Source organism: Streptomyces sp. NPDC058619 (assembly GCF_042717785.1).
Lineage (GTDB): Bacteria > Actinomycetota > Actinomycetes > Streptomycetales > Streptomycetaceae > Streptomyces.
On sequence record NZ_JBHXQN010000002.1, the window covers coordinates 343573 to 362593 of the forward strand.

The window sequence follows — 19021 nt, forward strand, 5'->3', positions numbered from 1 at the left end:
GTGCTACAGGCTCAGTTCCGGGTGCAGCCGGTCCATGGTCCACACCTGCTTGCCGCGGGCTGCGAGTGCGGTGAGGGCCAGCGCCCCCACGGTGAAGGCGGTCAGCACGGCGCAGCCCTGCCAGACCGGGGCGAGGTCCCCGCCGGTGATGAGGCGGCGCAGGCTCTCGACGACGTACGACATCGGCAGGTACGGGTGGATCGCGTTGAAGAAGTCGGGACTGGTCTGAACGGGGTAGGTGCCGCCCGCCGACGTCAGCTGGAGCATCAGGACGGCCAGGACCAGGATGCGGCCGGCGGCGCCGAACTTGGCGTTCAGCCACTGGACGATCGCCGCGAAGCAGCCGGTGACCAGGAACAGGAAGCCGACGGTGAGCGCCGGCCGCGCCATCTCCAGGCCGAGGCCCCAGTGGAGCACGGCCATCAGCAGGCCCGCCTGCGCGGCGCCGAGACCGGCCACGGGCAGCCAGCCGGCGAGGGCGATCCGCCAGGGCGAGGCGCCGGCGGACAGGGCCCGCCGGTTCATCGGGGCGATGAGCATGTAGGCGACCATCGCGCCGACCCAGAGGGACAGCGGGATGAAGTAGGGGGCGAAGCCGGTGCCGTAGTTGGGCGCCTTGTGCAGGGACTGGTTGGCCAGCTGGACCGGGTCGGCCATGACCTCGGTGCGGGCGTCGCGCTGCTGCTCGTCGTAGTCGGGGATCTTGCCGACGCCGTCGTGCAGGCCGCCGGCGAGCTCTCCGCTGCCGTCGACGAGCTTGTAGATCCCGCCGTCGAGGCTGTGCGCGCCGTCGCCGAGCTTGCCGACGCCGGCGTCGATCTTGCCGGAGCCGGTGTGGGCGGAGCCGAGGCCGGTGTGCAGCTGGGCCATCCCGGTGGCGACCTGGTGGGCGCCCTTGTTGAGGGCGTTCACCTGGGTGACGGCGGCGTCGATGTCGTTGGCGAGGGCGGGCGCCCGCTCGACGACGAGACGGGCCTGCTTCTCCAGTTCGGTCAGCTGCTTCTTGAGGGTGCTGAGGTCGCCGTTGGCACCCTTGACCAGGGTGTCGAGGTCGCCGCTGAGCTCGGCGGCCTGCGCGGCGTCGTCCTTGACCTTCTTCAGGTCGGCACAGGACGCGAGGAGCGGGTCGACCCCGGGGGTGAGGCAGCGCTTCGTGTAGTACGCGTCCAGGCCCGAGGCGACCTGCCTGGTGCGGGTGGCGGCGAGCGGGGCCTTCTCGGCGATCTTGTCGAAGTGGCTGTTGACCACCCCGGCGGTGTCGGCGACCAACTCGGCGGTGGCGGCGAGCTGCTTGGGGTCCTTGAGGAACGGCTTGGCCTTCTCGGACACGCCGTTGACCGTGTCGGCGACCTTCTGGGTGCCGTCGGCGACGTCCTTGGTGCCGGTCTGCAGCTTGGCGGCGGCCGTGTTGAGCTTCTGCAGGCCCCCGGTCAGCTCGCCGGTCTTCTCCTTGGCCGTGTCGAGGCCGTCGGCGAGCTCCTTCGCGCCCTCCTTGGCCTTGCCCGCCCCGTCCTTGAGCTTGTCGGCGCCGTCGGCGGCCTCGGCCGTCTTGTCGTGCAGGTCGGAGAAGGAGACGAAGATCTTGTCGAGGAAGCCGCGGGAGGCGTTGGTGGACGCCGCGGAGCGGACCTCGGCGAAGACCGTGCGGGAGATCGAGCCGACGATGTAGTTGTTGGCGTCGTTGGTGCGCACCTGGAGGGCCCCGGTGGTGGGGTCCTCGCCGGAGCTGGAGGCGATCTTCGCGCTGAAGTCGGCGGGCATGGTGAGGGACAGGTAGTACGTCCCGTCCTCCAGCCCCTTCTCCGCCTGCTCGGCACTCACCTCGCGCCAGTCGAAGGTCTTGCTGTCGTGGAGCTTCTTCGTTATCTCGCCGCCGGCGTCGAGGTGCTTGCCGTCGACGGTGGCGCCCCGGTCGGAGTTGACGAGGGCCACGGGCACCTTGTCGAGCCGGCTGTACGGGTCCCAGAAGGACCACAGGTACAGGGCTCCGTAGAGGAGGGGCAGCAGGAGCAGCGCGACGAGGGCGGCGCGGGGCAGCTTCCCCCGCCCGAACCGCTTGAGCTCAAGCGCGGCCAGCTTCGGCGATCGCATCGTCCGCCCCCTTCGTGTCGTCGTTTCCGGCGTCGGTCCCGGTAGTGGTGGTACTTGTGCTGGTGCTGGTGCTGGTGCTGGTGCTGGTGCTGGTTTCGGTGCTCCGGGCGTCGGGGCCCGCGTCGGCCTCGGCGGCCTTCGGCTCGCTGTCGGCGCTGTCCCCGCTGTCCGCGAGGGCCTCGCTGTCCGCACCGGCCTCGCCGTCGTCGTCGCCGTCGCCGTCGTCGCTGTCTTCGCCGGAGGCGGCGCCGCTCTTCGCAGCCGCCCCCCACGTGACCTTGGCGTCGTCGGCGGCCCGGCGGCTCCGCGGCGCGGCGGCGGGTTCGGCGGGGGCGGCCGGCTCGGCGGGCGCCTCCTGCTCCGCGGGGCCGGTCCGCAGGACGACCGCGTCGTCCGGGGCCTCGCTGCACACCGCGAGGACCGTGGTCCCGCGGGCGGCGATCGAGCGGAGCAGGGTCCAGGCCTCGGCGCGCTCGGCGTCCGAGAGTTTGAGGTCGAGGTCGTCCAGGGCCAGCAGGCGCGGCGAGCAGAGCAGGGCGATGGCCACGGACAGCCGTACGTACTCCAGCCGGTCCAGGTCCCGCACGGAGGTGCGCGGGCCCTTCGGCAGCGTCGCCAGGTCCAGCCCGGCGGCGGCGAGGGCGTCGTCGATCCGGGCCCGGGCGCGGGCCTTGCGCTCGGCCCGGGGACGCAGCAGGGCGCGGACCGGGCCGTCGTAGCGGCGCTGGAGCAGGGCGCCCTCGCGCAGCTGCTCGGCGACGGTGAGGGCCTGGTCGAGGTCGTTGACCCCGGGGACCGGGCCGAGGGCGGCGATGCGGCGGACCGCGGCCATCTTCTTCGGCAGCCGGTGGCGGCCGATCTCGGCGTGGCCCTCGGTGGCCTTCATCCGTCCGGTGAGCGCGAGGAGCAGGCAGGTCCGCCCGCTGCCGGAGGGGCCTTCGACCACGATGAGCGAGCCGGGCGCCGCGTCGACGCCTACGCCCCGGAAGGCCCAGCCGCGGGGTCCCTTGAGTCCGAAGTCCTCGGCTTTCACGGACGCGCCGTGCGGGCTGTCCACGCCGTCCCCCTTCATTTTGAACTGACCGGTCAGTTCAAAAACTAGCATCTTCTTCCGCATCAGGTGCGCGGCAGGGGGTAGTTGTCGATCTGTCACTCGCGTACCCGCAGGTCAGCGCGATTGTCAGTGGCCCCCCTCACGATGGGGGCAACGCAACGACAGGAGGTTCGTCATGGCCACACCGTCCCCGTCCCCTGTCCACCCCGTCCTGCGCAAGTCGTCAGCCCCACCGGCCGCCGTCGACCTGCTCGCCAAGGCGCGCGACGGCCTGGCGGAGGCAGTGCAGCTGTCCCGTCCCAACGAGCGGTACGCCACCGCCCACCTCGCCGCGCTGCGCACCGCCGCGGCCGTGCTCGCCGCCCGCGGGCGGCCGGAGCCGGCGCACCCGCGCCGGCGGCCCCGCATCCGCAGCGCGTGGGAGGTGCTGCCGGAGATAGCCCCGGAGCTGACCGAGTGGAGCGCCCTGTTCGCGTCCGGCGCCGACCGCCGGGCCCGGGCCGAGGCGGGGATAGCGGACGCGGCGACCGGCCGGGACGCGGACGACCTCGTGCGTGCGGTGTCGATGTTCCTGCGGCTGGTGGAGCGGATGCTGGCCGTCCAGCCACCCCCGCAGACCCTGCCGCAGCCGCGTCCGGAGCGTCCGGACGCGGGATGAGCTGGCCGGCCGGGGAAGGCAATAGGGTGGGGCACTGACCGCTCACCCTTACCGCGCCGAGGAGCCATCAGCCGTGTCGGACACTTCCCGCCCCCGTGCCTCCCTCCGCACCGCCGTGGTGTGGGAGGTCCTCAAGGAGGCGCTCGACCGCCGGGTCAAGGCGACCGGGCGGGACGTGCTGGACGTGCTCGACACCGGCGGCGGCACCGGCAAGTTCGCCGTCCCGGTGGCCCGCCTGGGCCACCGGGTCACCGTGGTCGACCCCAGCCCGAACGCCCTGTTCGGGCTCGAGCGCCGGGTGGCCGAGGCCGGCGTGGCCGACCTGGTGCGCGGGGTCCAGGGCGACGCCCAGGGCCTGCTCGACGTGGTCGACCGCGACGCGTACGACGTGGTCCTCTGCCACGGCGTGCTGGAGTACGTGGACGACCCGGCCGAGGGCGCGGCCAACGCGGTCGCGGCCCTGCGCCCCGGCGGTGTCCTCAGCCTGCTCGCCGCCGGCCTCGGCGGAGCCGTTCTCGCCCGCGCGCTGGCCGGGCACTTCACAGAGGCCCGCACCGCCCTCACCGACCCGGCCGGGCGCTGGGGCTCCGGCGATCCGGTACCGCGCCGCTTCACCGCCGAGCAGCTCTCGGAGCTCGTCGGCGGTACCGGCCTGGCGGTCGGCGCGGTGCACGGCGTACGGATCTTCGCCGACCTCGTGCCGGGGGTCCTGGTGGACACCGAGCCGGGCGCGGTGGAGGCGTTGCTGCGTCTGGAGGAGGCCGCCGCGGAGCTGCCGGCCTTCCACGCGGTCGCCACCCAACTGCACGTCCTGGGCGAGAAGCAGGCCTGATCTGCGATCTTCCGGGGACGGAGTCGGCACTCACCCTCCGATCCGGCGGCAGGCCCCGTATGATCGGGTGCAGTGACCGGCATGGTGGACGCGCCATTGGGGAATAAGCGCCCCAGTGACCGCCCCCGCGGCGGTACCGTTCGCGCAGTGGTGCGGCGGCTGGGCTATTTTTGAGAACGTGGCATAGAGGGCGGGTATCACGGGGGCGATTCCCCGCCTATCCTGAAAGGGACCCCTGGTCGTCACCCCCGCGACCGACGGATGAGGAGGACTCCCGTGCCGCTCTCGGAGCACGAGCAGCGAATGCTCGAGCAGATGGAGCGAGCGCTGTACGCCGAAGATCCCAAGTTCGCGACAGCGCTTGAGGGAAGCGGACTGCGTACGTATACCCGTCGCCGGGTGTACCAGGCAGTCGCTGGCATTGTGGTGGGTATCGCGCTCCTCATGACCGGTGTGATCTGGCAGGACGTGCTCTGGATCAGCGTGGTGGGATTCCTCGTCATGCTGGCCTGCACGGTCCTCGTGGTCACCGGTTGGCGCAAAGCACCCAAGCCCGGCGAGCAGCCCGTCTCCGGCAGTACAGGCGGTTCGGCCCACGGCCAGAACCGGCAGCGTCGGTCGATGATGACCCGCATCGAGGAACGGTGGCAGCGCCGCCGTGACGAGCAGGGGCAGTAGCCCCGCACACAACGAGGGTGAGGGGACGGCTGCCTGCGGGCGGCCGTCCCCTCACTGTTCTGCGTTGTGCCCGCCGGTCCCCGCTTTCTGCGGCATGATGACCCGGTGAGTGTGCTCCCCCTGGTCTTCACCAGCGGCTGGGCCAGCGGGATCAACGCTTATGCCGTGGTCCTCCTGCTCGGCATCTTCGGCGCGACCGGCCTGACCGACGAGGTCCCCGCGTCGCTGCAACGCACCGACGTCCTGATCGTCGCGGCGGTGCTGTTCGCGTGCGAGGCCGTCGCCGACAAGATCCCGTACCTGGACACCGTCTGGGACACCGCCCATACCGTGATCCGCCCGCTGGCCGGCGCCGTCGTGGGCGCGCTGCTGGCCGGGCAGAGCGGTTCGCTCTCCGACATCGCCGCCGGCGCCGTCGGCGGTACGACGGCCCTGGCCAGCCATTTCGTCAAGGCCGGCACCAGGATGGCGATCAACACCTCGCCCGAGCCGTTCAGCAACATCGTGGTGAGCACCGCCGAGGACCTCGGCGTGGCCGGCATCATCACCTTCGCCATGTTCAACCCGCAGGCCGCCGCGATCATCGCGGCCGTCCTGCTGATCGCCGGGCTGACCATACTGTTCTTCCTCTGGACCCGCATCCGCCGCTTCCTGCGCCGCCGCGCGCAGCGCCGCGAGGAGAAGCGGCTCGCCGCCGAGGTCCGTACCCGCACCACCGCGCCACCCGGCTGACCTCGCTCGATAGGCTCGGCCGCATGGCACGAATTGCGGTGATCGGCGCCGGGATGGGCGCGATGGCGACGGCGGCCCGGCTGGCCGTGGCGGGGCACCGGGTGACGGTGTACGAGCGCGGCCCCACGTACGGCGGAGCCGTCGGGCGCCACGAGCGCGAAGGCTTCGCCTTCGACACCGGGCCCGGCCTGCTGCACCTGCCCGCCGTCTACCGCGACCTGTTCGTGAAGACCGGCAAGCGGCCGCTGGAGACCTGCGTCGACCTGGTCCAGCTCGACCCCGCGGCCCGGCACCTGATCCCCGCCTCCGGCATCGACGTCACCCTGCCCGGCGCCTCGCGCGGCGGCGTCGCGGCCGCCCTCGACGGGGCCTTCGGCGCCGGTGCGGGAGAGCGCTGGAACGGCGTGCTGGGCCGCGCCCGGGACGCCTGGGACGCCACCCGCCGCCCGCTGCTGGAGGAACCGCTGCGCGCCGGACGGCAGGCCCTGGGCGCCGACCCGTACCCCGCCCTGCGCAGGAGCGGCCTGCTGCGGCGCCGGCCGCCGACCCTGGCCGAGGTGGCCGGGCGCGAGCTCGGCGGCGGGCTGGGCGAGCTGCTGACCGGGCTGGTGGCCTCGTACGGGGTCGATCCCGGTGGGGCACCCGGCTCGGCGGCCGTACTGCCCTACATGGAGCAGACGTTCGGCAGCTGGTACGTCCGCGGCGGGATGCGGGCCCTGGCCACCGCCGTGTACGAGCGCTGCCGCGAGCGGAAGGTGGAGTTCGTCTTCGGGGCGGAGGTCCGCGAGGTCCTGGTGCGCGGCGGCCGCGCGGCGGGGCTGCTGCTGGCGGACGGTACCGAGGCGGCCGCCGACTCCGTGGTGTGCGCGGTCGACCCGAGGCTGCTCCCGGAGCGTTCCCTGCCCCGGCCGCCGCAGGCGGTGCCCGCCCGCGGGGAGGGCGTGCCCAGCCGGCTGACGCTCCTGCTCGCCCTGCGCGGCGCCCGCCCCGCGGACGCGGTCCACCGCACCCTCGTGCACTCCCCCGGGCTGCTCGCCACGGTACTGCGGCCGGACGACCCGGCGACCCGGCCCGACGCGGACCACGAGGCGGTCACCGTGACCGCCGTGTGCCCCGCCGGGGGCGAGGGCGCGGCTCCCCGGCCGGAGGATCTGCTGGACCTGGCCGTGGCGGCCGTACCGGAGCTGCGCGAGCGGCTGCTGTGGCAGGAGGTGCGCACCCCGGCCGACGTCGAGGCGGCGACGGGGGCGCGGGGCGGCTCGGTGCCGCCGCCCGCCCTCGCGGGGGCCGGCGGCCGGCTGCTGTACCCGGCGAACACCACGGCCGTGCCCGGGCTGTACCTCGCGGGCGGCTGGACGCACCCCGGCGGCGGGCTGGCGCACGCCGGCATGACGGGGGCCCTGGTGGCCGGACTGATCGTGGAGGGCGCCGAGTTCCGCGGCTCCCAGTGACGTGGCTCCCGGGGACCGGGCTCCCCGTGACCGGGCGGCCGCGGATCAGTAGCGGTACTGCCCGTACTCCCCGCCCTGCTGCGGGTAGGGGTACTCCTGCAGCGGCTGGGCCTGCTCCTCGCCCGGGTAGGGCCCGTCCCCCGGGTCGGTGGTCCGCTGCTGCGGGACCCAGACCCCGCCGGGCGGGGTGTCCATGGAGTACTGCTGCCCCTGGTCGGGGTACGGGGTGTAGGCGCTGTAGTCGTACGCCTGCGCCGGGGCGGCGCCGCCGGTGCCGATGTACGGGTCCGAGTAGGCGGCGTAGACCTGCTGCTGCCCGCCGGTCTGGTAGCCGCCGGAGTAGTCGTACCCGTAGCCGTCGGACTGGCCCACCGGGTCGTACGAGGCGGCGTACTGGTGGGCGTCCTGCTCCGCGGTGGTGAACGGCGAGGCGAAGGCGGCCGTCCGGTCCGCGCCGGCGGGTGACGTGAAGCTCTGGATGCCGTAGGACCCGGTGTCCTCGGGGACCGGCTCCGGGCTGTAGACGTCCTCGTCCCCGGATCCGGAGCGCTGCCGCGCGCTCTGCTCCGCGGTCCCGTCGGCGGACTCGTCCGCGGAGCCGTACTCCAGGGCGGTGACCTGGAGCGCCGGCTGCGGACGGGGAGCGCCGGACCTGCGCCGCCCGGACGGCCGTACGGGTTCCGGGCGGCGCCTGCGCAGTGCCCAGCCGGCCACGAAGCCCTTGCGGAAGGAGAGCGTCACCAGGATCTGCCCCAGGGCGAACGCGGCGGCGCCCGCGCCGATGACCAGCACCGACGGCAGGGCGACTCCGGCGACCACGCCCAGGAAGCCGGTGAACGCGAGCAGGCGCCAGCGGAGCCGGGCCTTGTTCTGCATCAGGACCTCGGCAAGCAGCCACAGCGCGACGATGCCGAACGCGATGTAGAGGACCGTCATTCCCACGCATGGCCCCTCTCGGTGCGGCGGACCGCCCGGAAACGGGGCCCGCCGATCAGGCCCGCTGGTGCAGGCCCAGGTTCTCGTAGATTTCGAGAGTCGCCGTGGAGTTGTTCAGCGTGATGAAGTGCAGCCCCGGGACACCCTCGGACAGCAGCCGCGCGCAGAACTCCGTGGCGAACTCGATGCCAATGGAGCGTACAGCGGCCGGGTCGTCCTTGACCGCGAGCATGCGCTCTTTCACGGCCGCGGGGAAGAGCGCGTTGCTCAGCTGCGGCAGCCGGTCGAGCTGCCTGATGCCCACAACAGGCATGACCTCGGGGATGATCGGGGTCTCGCAGCCCGCCTTCTCGACGCTGTCGCGCAGTCGGAGGTAGTTCTCGGGATCGAAGAACATCTGGGTGATCGCGTAGTCGGCGCCCGCACGGCACTTGTCCGCGAAGTGCCGGATGTCCGTGTCCCAGTCGGTCGAGCGCGGGTGCATCTCGGGGAAGGCGGCGACGCCGACGCAGAAGTCGCCCGACTCCTTGACCAGCCGGACCAGGTCGGCGGCGTAGTGCACGCCCTCGGGGTGCGCCACCCACTCGCCCATGGGGTCGCCCGGCGGGTCTCCGCGCACGACCAGCATGTTCCGGATGCCCGCGTCGGCGAACTGCCCGATGACGTTGCGCAGCTCGGCCACCGAGTGGTCGACGGCGGTGAGGTGGGCGACGGGGGTCAGGGTGGTGTCCGCGGCGATCTGCTGGGTGGCGCGGACGGTGCCGCCCCGGGTGGAGCCGCCGGCCCCGTACGTGACGGAGACGAAGCTCGGACCGACCGCCTCGACCCGGCGCAGCGCGTTCCAGAGGTTGCGCTCGCCCTTCTCCGTCTTCGGGGCCCAGAACTCGAAGGAGTACGAGCGCCCGGACGCGATGAGCTCGCGGACCGTGTGTGCGCGGTCCGACCAGGTGGAAGCGGTACCAGAGGCCATACCCGCAGGTTAGACGCGCTGCGGCGCACTCCGAAGCGGTGTCCGTCTTTTGGACATGTTTTTGGACACGCGGCCGGTCAGCCCAGGCGGGCGCGGACCCGCTTCGCGAGCTCCGCGGCGGCCGCACCGGGGTCGGACGCCTCGGTGAGGGCGCGGACGACGACGACACGGGTGGCCCCGGCGTCCAGCACCTCGTCCAGATTGGTGCGGTCGATGCCGCCGATGGCGAACCAGGGCCGGTCCTGCTCCAGGGAGGCCGCGTACCGGACGAGCCCGAGGCCGGGGGCGAGCCGGCCGGGCTTGGTGGGGGTGGGCCAGCAGGGGCCGGTGCAGAAGTAGTCCACGCCGGGCTCGGCGGCGGCCGCGCCCACCTCGGACTCGGCGTGGCAGGAGCGGCCGATCAGCACCTGCCCGCCGAGGACGGCGCGGGCCGCGGGTACGGGGATGTCGCCCTGGCCGAGGTGCAGGACGTCGGAGCCGATGGCGTGCGCGACGTCGGCGCGGTCGTTGACGGCGAGGAGCTTGCCGTGGCGGCGCGCGGCTTCGGCGAACACCCGCAGGTGGTCGAGTTCCTCGCCGGCCTCCATGCCCTTGTCCCGGAGCTGGACGATGTCCACGCCCCCGGCCAGGACGGCGTCGAGGAACTCCGGGAGGTCTCCCTGCCGCTTGCGGGCGTCCGTGCACAGGTAGAGCCGGGCGTCGGACAGCTGCATGGGTGTACCCCCCGTGATGAAAGCGGCGTACGGGCGGCCTCACGGGGCCCGTACGCCGCGGTGGAGCGGATGCGGTTCAGGTCAGAGGGCGAGCGCCTGAGCGCGGCGCTTCACCTCCGTGCCGCGATTCTCGCTCAGCGCCTGCACGGGGGTGCCGGGCAGGGTCGGGTCCTCGGTGAAGAGCCACTCCAGGATCTCCTCCTCGGAGAAGCGGTCGTCGCGCAGCACGGTCAGGAGGCCCACGAGGCCCTTGACGACCTTGTCGCCGTCGATGAAGGGGGCCGGCACCTGCAGGGAGCGGTTCTCGCCCCGGCGCACGGCGATCAGCTGCCCTTCCTTGACCATCTGGCGGACCCGGGTCACCTCGATGTCGAGCTTCTCCGCGATGTCGGGGAGGTACAGCCAGGCGGGAACAAGGGCATCGATCTTTGCGTCAATCTCGGTCACGGGTACAAGCCTGCCACCTCGGACTGGCGGCCGGTACCCGAGCGGCCCCGAACGGGTACCGGCGCCGCCCGCTAGCGGGCCGTCGACTTCAGCGGGACGGCCGGATCGGCGACCCGGTCGGGGTCGAGCACGGTGCCCGACTCGATGAGCCTGCGGCCCTGCGCGAGGTCGCGCGGGCGGCCCACGGCCAGGACGGCCACCAGGGCGCCGTCGCGCAGCCAGCACACCGACCAGGCGGGTGCGGCCGGGTCGCCGCGCCAGAGCAGGGTGTCGGCGCCGGCGTGGTGGCCCGCGTACTGGACGAACCGGCCGAACTGCTCCGACCAGAAGTACGGGACCGGGTCGTAGACCTGGGCCGGCTCCCCCGCCAGGACGTTCGCCGCGACGGCCCGGGGGCCCTGGAGGGCGTTGTCCCAATGGTGGACGAGGAGGCGGGTGCCGTAGCGCGCGGAGGGGAAGGAGGCGCAGTCGCCGACCGCGTAGACCCCGGGCAGGGAGGTGCGCAGGTGGGCGTCGGCGGTGACCGAGCCGTCGGGGCCCAGTTCGACCCCGCTTCCGGCCAGCCACCCGGTGGCCGGGCGGGCGCCGATGCCCACGACCACCGCGCCGGCCGGCAGGCTGCGGCCGTCCGCCAGCAGGACCCGGCCCCCCTCGATCCCGGCGACGCGGGCGCCGGTGAGCAGCTCGGCGCCGGCCTCCTCGTACCAGCGGGCCATCGGTGCGGCGACCTCGGCGGGCAGGGCTCCGGCCAGGACCCGGTCCGCCGCCTCGACCACGGTCACCGCGCAGCCGGCCCCGCGGGCGGCGGTGGCGAACTCGGCGCCGATCCAGCCGGCCCCGACGACGACCGCGCGGTCGGCGGCGGCCAGGACGGGCCGCAGGCGGGCGGCGTCGTCGAGGGTGCGCAGCAGGTGCACGCCGGGGACGCCCTCGGTGCCGGGCAGGGTCAGCGGGACGGCGCCGGTCGCCAGCACGAGGGTGTCGTACGGGACGGGGCCCGACCCGGTGTCCAGTTCGCGGTCGGCGGCCCGCAGCCCGGTGACCTCGGTGCCGAGCGCGAGCCGGATGCCGAGCCCTTCGAAGTCGACGTCGAAGGCGGAGTCCTCGGCCTTGCCAAGCAGGACCGCCTTGGACAGCGGGGGGCGGTCGTAGGGCTGGTGGGGCTCGGCCCCCAGCAGGGTCACGGGGCCGGTGAAGCCCTGATCCCGCAGGGCGACCGCGGTCTGCACGCCGGCCATTCCGGCGCCGACGATGACGACGCCGCTCTGTGTCTGTTCCGTCTGCTCGCTCACGCGGCCAGCCTAATCTTCTGACGGCCCATCAGGAACAGGTGCCGCCTTACCCGCCGTCCGGCCCGGGGTTAGTCTGGCAGGCGTACCTATCGCGGGAGTCCGGGCGCACCGGGCTGAGAGGGAGGCTGGGCGGCCTCCGACCGTACGAACCTGATCCGGGTCATGCCGGCGAAGGGAGGGGCTGGACGCCCATGCACTCATCTCGAACGTCCCGGAAGGGATCCGACGTCCTCGTCATCGGGGGCGGCGTCATCGGACTCGTCACCGCCTGGCGGGCGGCCCGCCGCGGCCTCGCCACCGTGCTCGCCGACCCGGCGCCCGGCGGCGGCGCGGCCCAGGTCGCGGCGGGCATGCTCGCCCCCGTCACCGAGCTGCACTACGGCGAGGAGGCGCTGCTGGGCCTCGGGCTCGCCTCCGCCGCCCGCTATCCGGAGTTCGCGGCCGAACTGGCCGAGGCGAGCGGCGGCCTGGACATCGGCTACCGGGCCTGCGGCACCCTCGCCGTCGCGCTCGACTCCGACGACCGGCTCCACCTGCGCGAGCTGCACGCCCTGCAGCTCCGCTGCGGCCTGGAGTCGCAGTGGCTCACCGGACGCGAGTGCCGCCGCCTGGAGCCGATGCTGGCCCCCGGCGTACGCGGCGGCCTGCGCGTGGACGGCGACCACCAGGTCGATCCGCGCCGGCTGGCGGCCGCACTGCTGGCCGCCTGCGAGCGGGCCGGGGTGGCCGTCCACCGGGCGCGGGCCGAGCGGCTGCTGGTCGGCGCCGACCGGGCGACGGGCGCCGTGCTCGACGACGGCACGGAGCTCCTCGCCGACCAGGTGGTCCTGGCGGCGGGCTCGTTCAGCGGCCGGCTGGAGGGCGTGCCGGCGGAGGTCACGGCCCCCGTGCGGCCCGTCAAGGGACAGGTGCTGCGGCTCACGGTGCCCGCGGTGTACGGGGCGTTCCTGTCCCGGACCGTACGGGCGGTCGTCCGCGGCAGCCACGTCTACCTGGTGCCGCGCGAGAACGGCGAGCTGGTCATCGGCGCCACCAGCGAGGAACTGGGCTGGGACACCACCGTCACCGCCGGCGGGGTCTACGAGCTCCTGCGCGACGCCCACGAGCTGGTGCCCGGCATCACCGAGCTGCCGCTCACCGAGACCCGCGCGGGGCTGCGGCCCGGTTCCCCGGACAACGCCCCGCTGCTCGGCCCCACCGATCTGCCGGGGCTGCACCTGGCCACCGGGCACTACCGCAACGGGGTGCTGCTGACCCCCCTCACCGGCGACGTGATGGCGGAGCTGCTGGCCACGGGCGAACTGCCCCCGGTCGCGCGCCCCTTCAGCCCCCGCCGGTTCTCCGCCGCACGTCAGGAGTCGTACGCATGACCATCTCCGTCAACGGCGAGCCGCGCGAGGTCGCGGCCGGCACCACCCTCGACGCGGTGGTCGCCATCCTGACGGCCGCCCCCTCCGGGGTGGCGGCCGCGCTCAACGAGACCGTGGTCCCGCGCGGGCAGTGGACGGCCACCCCGGTGGGCGACGGCGACCGGGTCGAGATCCTCACCGCGGTCCAGGGGGGCTGAGCGGCATGGCTGACGACCTGTTCACCCTCGGCGGCCGGACCTTCTCCTCCCGCCTGATCATGGGCACGGGCGGAGCCCCGAGCCTGGACGTCCTGGAACGCGCGCTCGTCGCGTCCGGCACCGAGCTCACGACGGTGGCGATGCGCCGCCTCGACCCGACCGTCCAGGGCTCCGTCCTGTCGGTGCTGGCCGGGCTGGGCATCGCGGTGCTGCCGAACACGGCGGGCTGCTTCACGGCGGGCGAGGCCGTGCTGACGGCCCGGCTGGCGCGCGAGGCGCTCGGCACGGACTGGATCAAGCTGGAGGTGGTGGCGGACGAACGGACGCTGCTGCCCGACGGGATCGAGCTGCTGGACGCCGCCGAGATCCTGGTCGACGAGGGCTTCACGGTCCTTCCGTATACGAACGACGACCCGGTGCTGGCACGGAAGCTGGAGGACGCGGGCTGCGCGGCGATCATGCCGCTGGGCTCCCCCATCGGCTCCGGGATGGGCATCCGCAACCCGCACAACTTCGAGCTGATCACCGAGCGGGCCGGGGTCCCGGTGATCCTGGACGCGGGCGCCGGCACGGCGTCCGACGTCGCGCTGGCGATGGAACTGGGCTGCGCCGCGGTGATGCTCGCCTCCGCCGTGACACGGGCGCAGGAGCCGGTGCTGATGGCCGCGGCCATGCGGGACGCGGTGTCGGCGGGGCGCCTGGCCCGCCGGGCGGGCCGAATCCCGCAGCGCCGCTTCGCCGAGGCCTCGTCCCCCGCGGAGGGCCGCGCCGCCCTCGACCCGGAGCGCCCGGCCTTCTGACCGGGCGCCTCGTCGCGGCCGGTACGGGCGGCGCGGCCCCGCGGCCGTGCCGCGCCCGCCCGGTGGCTGCCGGCCCCGCGGCGGTGCGCGACTCCGTAGCCGTGGGCTCACACCCGGCGACGGACCGCAGTCGGATCCGTCACAGCTGGGCTGCAAGCCGCCCCGGGCGGCCCGGGCAACCGCGCGCCGCTCGTACACTCGGCGCGTGGACACGACCCTGGATGACCCTCTCGTCGGGCGCGTACTCGACGGCCGCTACCGCATCGACGCGCGCATCGCGGCCGGTGGCATGGCCACGGTCTACCGGGCCGTCGACACCCGCCTCGACCGCATCCTCGCCCTGAAGGTGATGCATCCGCAGCTCGCCGAGGACGGTGCCTTCGTCGACCGGTTCATCCGGGAGGCGAAGTCCGTGGCGCGCCTCGCGCACCCGAACGTGGTGGCCGTCTTCGACCAGGGCACGGACGGGCCGTACGTCTACCTGGCCATGGAGTACGTCTCCGGCTGCACCCTGCGCGACGTGCTGCGCGAGCGCGGCGCCCTCCAGCCGCGGGCCGCGCTCGACATCTTCGAACCGGTCCTCGCCGCGCTCGGCGCCGCGCACCGGGCCGGGTTCGTCCACCGCGACATGAAGCCGGAGAACGTCCTGATCGGCGACGACGGCCGGGTCAAGGTCGCCGACTTCGGCCTGGTCCGCAGTGTCGACGCCGTCACCAGCACCACCGGCTCCGTCCTCGGCACCGTCTCGTACCTGGCGCCCGAGCAGATCGAGAACGGCGTCACCGACACCCGCGTGGACGTCTACGCCTGCGGTGTCGTCCTGTACGAGATGCTCACCGGCGCCAAGCCCCACGTCGGCGCCACCCCCGCGCAGGTGCTCTACCTGCACCTCCACGAGGACGTCCCGCCGCCCTCGGCCTCCGTACCCGGGCTTCCCGTCGGGCTCGACGAGCTCGTCGCGCAGGCCGCCGCCCGCAATCCGGAGCTGCGGCCCTACGACGCGGTGTCCCTGCTGGGGCTGGCCCGCGAGACCCGGGCCCGGCTCAGCGACGCCGAACTGGACGCCCTGCCGCCGCGGGCCCGCCCCGAGGGCCGGTCGGCCGCCGAGGACCGCACCGGCGTGATCGCCCGCCCGGTGGACGCGCCGCGGCCCGCGGACCGCACCTCGCGGCTGGAGAGCCCGGCGCCCCCGCTCGCCCCGCGCCGGCCCGAACGGCGCCAGCGCCGGGGCCCGCGCCGCGGGACGCTCCTCGTCATCGCCGGGGTGCTGCTCGCGCTCGGCCTCGGCACGGGCGTCTGGTACATCAACGCGGGCCAGTTCACCCAGGTCCCCAACGTCCTCGGCAAGAGCGAGCAGCAGGCCAAGGCGCAGCTGTCGGCGGCCGGACTCGGCGTGAAGCGCGTCGACCGGAAGTTCAGCGACGTCTTCGACCGCGGGACGGTCATGAACTCCGATCCCGCGGGCGGCCGGCGCATCCGCGGCAACGGCGCGGTGACGCTCACCGTCTCCCGCGGCCCGGAGGTCGTGTCGGTGCCCAACCTGAAGGGCCGGACGCTGGAGCAGGCCAAGGCCGAGCTGACCCGGGCCGGTCTGGCCCCCGGTGTCGTCGCCCAGGCCTTCAGCCAGGACGTCGCGCAGGGCTCCGTCATCGCCTCGGACCCGGCGGGCGGCGAGCGGCGGGCCCCCGACACGGCGGTCGCGCTGGTGGTCAGCAAGGGCCGCCCGGTGGAGGTGCCGAGCGTGGCCGGCCTGCCCCTCGAACAGGCGCGGACCGCCCTGGAGGGCGCCGGGCTGCGGTCGGCCGCGGCCGACGAGCAGGTCAACTCCCCCCTCCCGCCCGGTACGGTCGCCGGCCAGTCGGCCGGCGCCGGCACCCAGGCCGCGGCCGGGGACGTCGTCACCCTGACCGTCTCCAAGGGCCCCCGCCAGCTCCCGGTGCCGGACGTGACCGGCCAGAACGTGGACGCGGCCCGCCGGACCCTGGAGGGCGCGGGCTTCAAGGTGCGGGTGGAGCGGCCCATCTTCTCCTTCAGCAACACGGTGGCGCTCCAGTCGGTGGACGCCGGCCAGAACGCCCCCGAGGGCAGCACCATCACCATCCGGACCAAGGGGCTGTAGGGGTACGTGGAGCACGTGACGCACGAGGACGGGGCGGGCCGCGCCGCCCTGCGCAACCCGGTGGGCGGGCACGTCCCGGTCGCCGGCGGCCTCGCCAAGGTGGGGCTCGCCTACGCGCGCGAGATGGGCGCCGAGGCGGTGCAGGTCTTCGTCGCCAACCCGCGCGGCTGGGCCACCCCGACCGGCAACCCGGTGCAGGACGAGCGGTTCCGCGCCGCGTGCGCGGCCGGGTCGATCCCGGCGTACGTGCACGCCCCGTACCTGATCAACTTCGGGTCGCACAACGCGGCGACCGTGGAGAAGTCGGTGGAGTCCCTGCGCCACTCGCTGCGGCGCGGCCGGGAGATCGGCGCGCTCGGGGTCGTGGTGCACACCGGATCGGCCACCGGGGGCCGCCCGCGCGAGGCGGCGTACGCGCAGATCAGGGAGCACATGCTGCCGCTGCTCGACGAGCTGACGCACGAGGACGACCCGTTCCTGCTGCTGGAGTCCACGGCCGGGCAGGGCTCCTCGCTGTGCTCGACGGCCGAGGAGTTCGGCCCGTACTTCGAGGCGCTGGACCGGCACCCGATGCTGGGGATCTGCCTGGACACCTGCCACGTCTTCGCGGCCGGGCACGACCTGGCGGAGCCCGGCGGGACGAAGCTGACGCTGGACCTGCTGGTGGACACGGTGGGTGAGGGCCGGCTGAAGCTGGTGCACGCGAACGACTCGGAGGCGGCCGTCGGCGCGCACCGGGACCGGCACGCCAACATCGGCCGCGGCCACATCGGCCGGGAGGCCTTCGCGGAGCTGTTCACGCACCCCGCGATGGCGGGCGTACCGCTGATCACCGAGACGCCGGGCGGCCCGGAAGGGCATGCGGCGGACGTGGCGCTGCTGAAGGAGCTCCGCGGGTCGGGGTGATCGGCGGGCCCGCGCGGGAACATCCAGAAGCTGATCGACAACGGCGTGATCGCGCTGTGGCCCGGGGTGGGGGACGCCCACCTCGCGGAGTCCGTGCCGGCCGCGGCAAGGGTCACGCGGTCGTCCACCGCTACCGCCACTGAGGGTGGAGCCCGCTACAGCTCGGGGCCGTCCCCCGGCTCCTCCTGGTAGGAGTAGCGCTGCTCGCGCCAGGGGTCGCCGATGTTGTGGTAGCCCCGTTCCTCCCAGAAGCCCCGCCGGTCGGCGGTCATGTACTCGATGCCGCGGACCCACTTGGGGCCCTTCCAGGCGTACAGGTGCGGAACCACCAGCCGCAGCGGGAACCCGTGCTCGGCGGTGAGGAGTTCACCGCCCTGATGGGTGGCGAAGACGGTCCGGTCGGAGGCGAAGTCGGCCAGCCGCATGTTCGAGCTGAAGCCGTACTCGGCCCACACCATCACGTGCGTGACCTGCGGCGCCGGGGGCGCCAGATCGAGGATCGTACGGGTCAGCACCCCGCCCCATTCGGCGCCCAGCATGCTGAACTTCGTGACGCAGTGCAGGTCCGCCACGACCGAGTCGAACGGCAGGGCCGCGAACTCCTCGTGGTTCCAGCAGTGCTTGTCACCGTCGGCCGTCGCGCCGAAGACGCGGAACTCCCAGCGGTCCGGCTTGAACTTGGGTACGGGGCCGTAGTGGGTGACCGGCCAGCCCCGCTGCAACCGCTGCCCCGGTGGAAGCTCCGACTGCTCTGCTCCCGGAGATTCCCGGCTTTCCGGCTGACCCATGTCTCCATGGTGACAGACGGGACAGGGTGGTCATGACCAGGTCTGGCCCGATTCGGGCAAGTCGCGGCAACTCCCACTAAGGAGGCACTTACTGGACTGCCTCCGGCAGCGGTGCAAGGATGCGCGCACCTGCCCCGTCACATAGTTGACACTGCCTGGAAGGAGCCTCTGCGATGCAGGGCGACCCCGAGGTCCTTGAGTTTCTGAACGAGCAGCTGACCGGTGAGCTGACGGCCATCAACCAGTACTGGCTGCACTACCGCATCCAGGAAAACAAGGGCTGGACCAAGCTCGCCAAGTACACGCGTGAAGAATCCATCGACGAGATGAAGCACGCGGACAAGATCACCGAGCGCATCCTGATGCTCGACGGCCTGCCGAACTACCAGCGCCTCTTCCACGTGCGCGTCGGGCAGACGGTCACGGAGATGTTCCAGGCGGACCGCCAGGTCGAGGTCGAGGCGATCGACCGCCTCAAGCGCGGCATCGAGGTCATGCGCGGGAAGGGCGACATCACGTCCGCCCGTCTCTTCGAGGACATCCTGGAGGACGAGGAGCACCACATCGACTACCTCGACACCCAGCTGGAGCTCATCGAGTCCCTGGGCGAGCCGCTCTACATCGCGCAGCTCATCGAGCAGCCCAGCTGACCTGCGGCCTTACGGAATGCTAGGCGGCTTCCACGAGGTTCGGCGCGAGCGCCGGCTCCACGTCGGCGGCGAGCACGGCCGCCGCGTTGCCCTTCTCCAGCAGGTCCCGGCGCGGGCACGCGCCGCGTCCGAGCATGCCCTGGATGGTGCGCACGCAGGAGCCGCAGTCGGTGCCGGCCTTGGTGGCCGAGGCGATCTGGCGCGGGGTGCAGGCCCCGGCCGCCGCGTGGTCCTTGACCTGCTTGTCGGTGATCCCGAAGCAAGAGCAGACGTACACGCGGTTCACCTCCCTGAACGGAGTGGTTCGGCGGCCATCCCCTGTTCGGTGAGGCTTACC

At 73.5% G+C, this 19021-nt stretch carries 20 protein-coding genes and 1 riboswitch; of the genes, 11 read left to right on the forward strand and 9 right to left on the reverse strand.

The window, feature by feature from the left end:
* Positions 1 to 3 precede the first annotated feature (3 nt).
* A complete protein-coding gene (locus ACFWTC_RS03735; protein WP_384025721.1) occupies positions 4 to 2091 on the reverse strand; it encodes a YhgE/Pip family protein in 2088 nt (695 codons plus the stop codon).
* Positions 2063 to 3148: an ATP-binding cassette domain-containing protein gene (locus ACFWTC_RS03740; RefSeq protein ID WP_384025724.1), complete on the reverse strand. Its 1086-nt coding sequence runs from the start codon at positions 3146 to 3148 to the stop codon at positions 2063 to 2065. Before ACFWTC_RS03740 ends, ACFWTC_RS03735 begins: the two co-directional genes overlap by 29 nt.
* Before the next feature lie 172 nt (positions 3149 to 3320).
* Here ACFWTC_RS03740 and ACFWTC_RS03745 point away from each other — a divergent pair, with 172 nt between their 5' ends.
* The 5 genes from ACFWTC_RS03745 to ACFWTC_RS03765 all read left to right on the forward strand — a co-directional run bounded on the left by ACFWTC_RS03745 (position 3321) and on the right by ACFWTC_RS03765 (position 7496).
* Positions 3321 to 3803: an SAV_6107 family HEPN domain-containing protein gene (locus tag ACFWTC_RS03745; protein WP_383927940.1), complete on the forward strand. Its 483-nt coding sequence runs from the start codon at positions 3321 to 3323 to the stop codon at positions 3801 to 3803.
* A gap of 73 nt (positions 3804 to 3876) precedes the next feature.
* Positions 3877 to 4635 (forward strand): methyltransferase, encoded by a 759-nt coding sequence (locus tag ACFWTC_RS03750; RefSeq protein ID WP_383927938.1) that lies wholly within the window; start codon positions 3877 to 3879, stop codon positions 4633 to 4635.
* Positions 4636 to 4911: 276 nt separating this feature from the next.
* A complete protein-coding gene (locus ACFWTC_RS03755) occupies positions 4912 to 5313 on the forward strand; it encodes a DUF3040 domain-containing protein (RefSeq protein ID WP_383807562.1) in 402 nt (133 codons plus the stop codon).
* A gap of 105 nt (positions 5314 to 5418) precedes the next feature.
* Positions 5419 to 6045, forward strand: coding sequence for a DUF4126 domain-containing protein (locus ACFWTC_RS03760; RefSeq protein WP_383927935.1), 627 nt, complete (start codon positions 5419 to 5421; stop codon positions 6043 to 6045).
* Positions 6046 to 6068: 23 nt separating this feature from the next.
* Positions 6069 to 7496 (forward strand): phytoene desaturase family protein, encoded by a 1428-nt coding sequence (locus tag ACFWTC_RS03765; protein WP_384025727.1) that lies wholly within the window; start codon positions 6069 to 6071, stop codon positions 7494 to 7496.
* Positions 7497 to 7541: 45 nt separating this feature from the next.
* Here ACFWTC_RS03765 and ACFWTC_RS03770 read toward each other — a convergent pair whose 3' ends face one another.
* The 5 genes from ACFWTC_RS03770 to ACFWTC_RS03790 form a co-directional block, all read right to left on the reverse strand.
* Positions 7542 to 8432, reverse strand: coding sequence for a hypothetical protein (locus tag ACFWTC_RS03770; protein ID WP_384025787.1), 891 nt, complete (start codon positions 8430 to 8432; stop codon positions 7542 to 7544).
* Positions 8433 to 8487: 55 nt separating this feature from the next.
* A complete protein-coding gene (metF, locus tag ACFWTC_RS03775; protein WP_383927926.1) occupies positions 8488 to 9402 on the reverse strand; it encodes a methylenetetrahydrofolate reductase [NAD(P)H] in 915 nt (304 codons plus the stop codon).
* 77 nt (positions 9403 to 9479) lie between these two features.
* Entirely contained in the window at positions 9480 to 10115 is a 636-nt protein-coding gene (gene thiE / locus ACFWTC_RS03780; protein WP_384025730.1) for a thiamine phosphate synthase, read from the reverse strand.
* Positions 10116 to 10196: 81 nt separating this feature from the next.
* The gene (locus ACFWTC_RS03785) at positions 10197 to 10562 is read right to left on the reverse strand and encodes an Rv2175c family DNA-binding protein (protein WP_383927920.1); all 366 of its coding nucleotides are present in this window, start codon (positions 10560 to 10562) and stop codon (positions 10197 to 10199) included.
* Between the two features lie 71 nt (positions 10563 to 10633).
* Positions 10634 to 11854, reverse strand: coding sequence for an NAD(P)/FAD-dependent oxidoreductase (locus ACFWTC_RS03790; RefSeq protein ID WP_384025733.1), 1221 nt, complete (start codon positions 11852 to 11854; stop codon positions 10634 to 10636).
* Between the two features lie 81 nt (positions 11855 to 11935).
* Positions 11936 to 12048: riboswitch (TPP riboswitch) on the forward strand.
* Here ACFWTC_RS03790 and thiO point away from each other — a divergent pair.
* The 5 genes from thiO to ACFWTC_RS03815 all read left to right on the forward strand — a co-directional run bounded on the left by thiO (position 12046) and on the right by ACFWTC_RS03815 (position 17246).
* Complete coding sequence (thiO, locus tag ACFWTC_RS03795; RefSeq protein ID WP_383927914.1) at positions 12046 to 13224, forward strand: glycine oxidase ThiO; 1179 nt, start codon at positions 12046 to 12048, stop codon at positions 13222 to 13224. (Overlaps the previous riboswitch by 3 nt.)
* Complete coding sequence (gene thiS / locus ACFWTC_RS03800; RefSeq protein WP_383927911.1) at positions 13221 to 13421, forward strand: sulfur carrier protein ThiS; 201 nt, start codon at positions 13221 to 13223, stop codon at positions 13419 to 13421. Before thiO ends, thiS begins: the two co-directional genes overlap by 4 nt.
* A 5-nt stretch (positions 13422 to 13426) precedes the next feature.
* Positions 13427 to 14221, forward strand: coding sequence for a thiazole synthase (locus ACFWTC_RS03805; RefSeq protein WP_383927908.1), 795 nt, complete (start codon positions 13427 to 13429; stop codon positions 14219 to 14221).
* A 205-nt stretch (positions 14222 to 14426) separates the two neighbouring features.
* Positions 14427 to 16340 (forward strand): Stk1 family PASTA domain-containing Ser/Thr kinase, encoded by a 1914-nt coding sequence (pknB, locus tag ACFWTC_RS03810; protein ID WP_383927905.1) that lies wholly within the window; start codon positions 14427 to 14429, stop codon positions 16338 to 16340.
* 48 nt (positions 16341 to 16388) lie between these two features.
* Positions 16389 to 17246, forward strand: a complete 858-nt coding sequence (locus ACFWTC_RS03815; RefSeq protein WP_383927973.1) for a deoxyribonuclease IV — start codon at positions 16389 to 16391, stop codon at positions 17244 to 17246.
* A 155-nt stretch (positions 17247 to 17401) separates the two neighbouring features.
* Here the strand turns inward: ACFWTC_RS03815 and ACFWTC_RS03820 are convergent, their stop codons facing one another.
* The gene (locus ACFWTC_RS03820; RefSeq protein ID WP_383927902.1) at positions 17402 to 18034 is read right to left on the reverse strand and encodes a sulfite oxidase-like oxidoreductase; all 633 of its coding nucleotides are present in this window, start codon (positions 18032 to 18034) and stop codon (positions 17402 to 17404) included.
* 173 nt (positions 18035 to 18207) lie between these two features.
* On the opposite strand from ACFWTC_RS03820, the gene bfr reads away from it, so the two are divergent.
* Positions 18208 to 18684: a bacterioferritin gene (gene bfr / locus ACFWTC_RS03825; RefSeq protein ID WP_383927899.1), complete on the forward strand. Its 477-nt coding sequence runs from the start codon at positions 18208 to 18210 to the stop codon at positions 18682 to 18684.
* A 19-nt stretch (positions 18685 to 18703) separates the two neighbouring features.
* Here bfr and ACFWTC_RS03830 read toward each other — a convergent pair whose 3' ends face one another.
* On the reverse strand, positions 18704 to 18961 hold the full coding sequence (locus tag ACFWTC_RS03830) for a bacterioferritin-associated ferredoxin (RefSeq protein ID WP_383927896.1): 258 nt from the start codon (positions 18959 to 18961) through the stop codon (positions 18704 to 18706).
* Between the last annotated feature and the right edge of the window lie 60 nt (positions 18962 to 19021).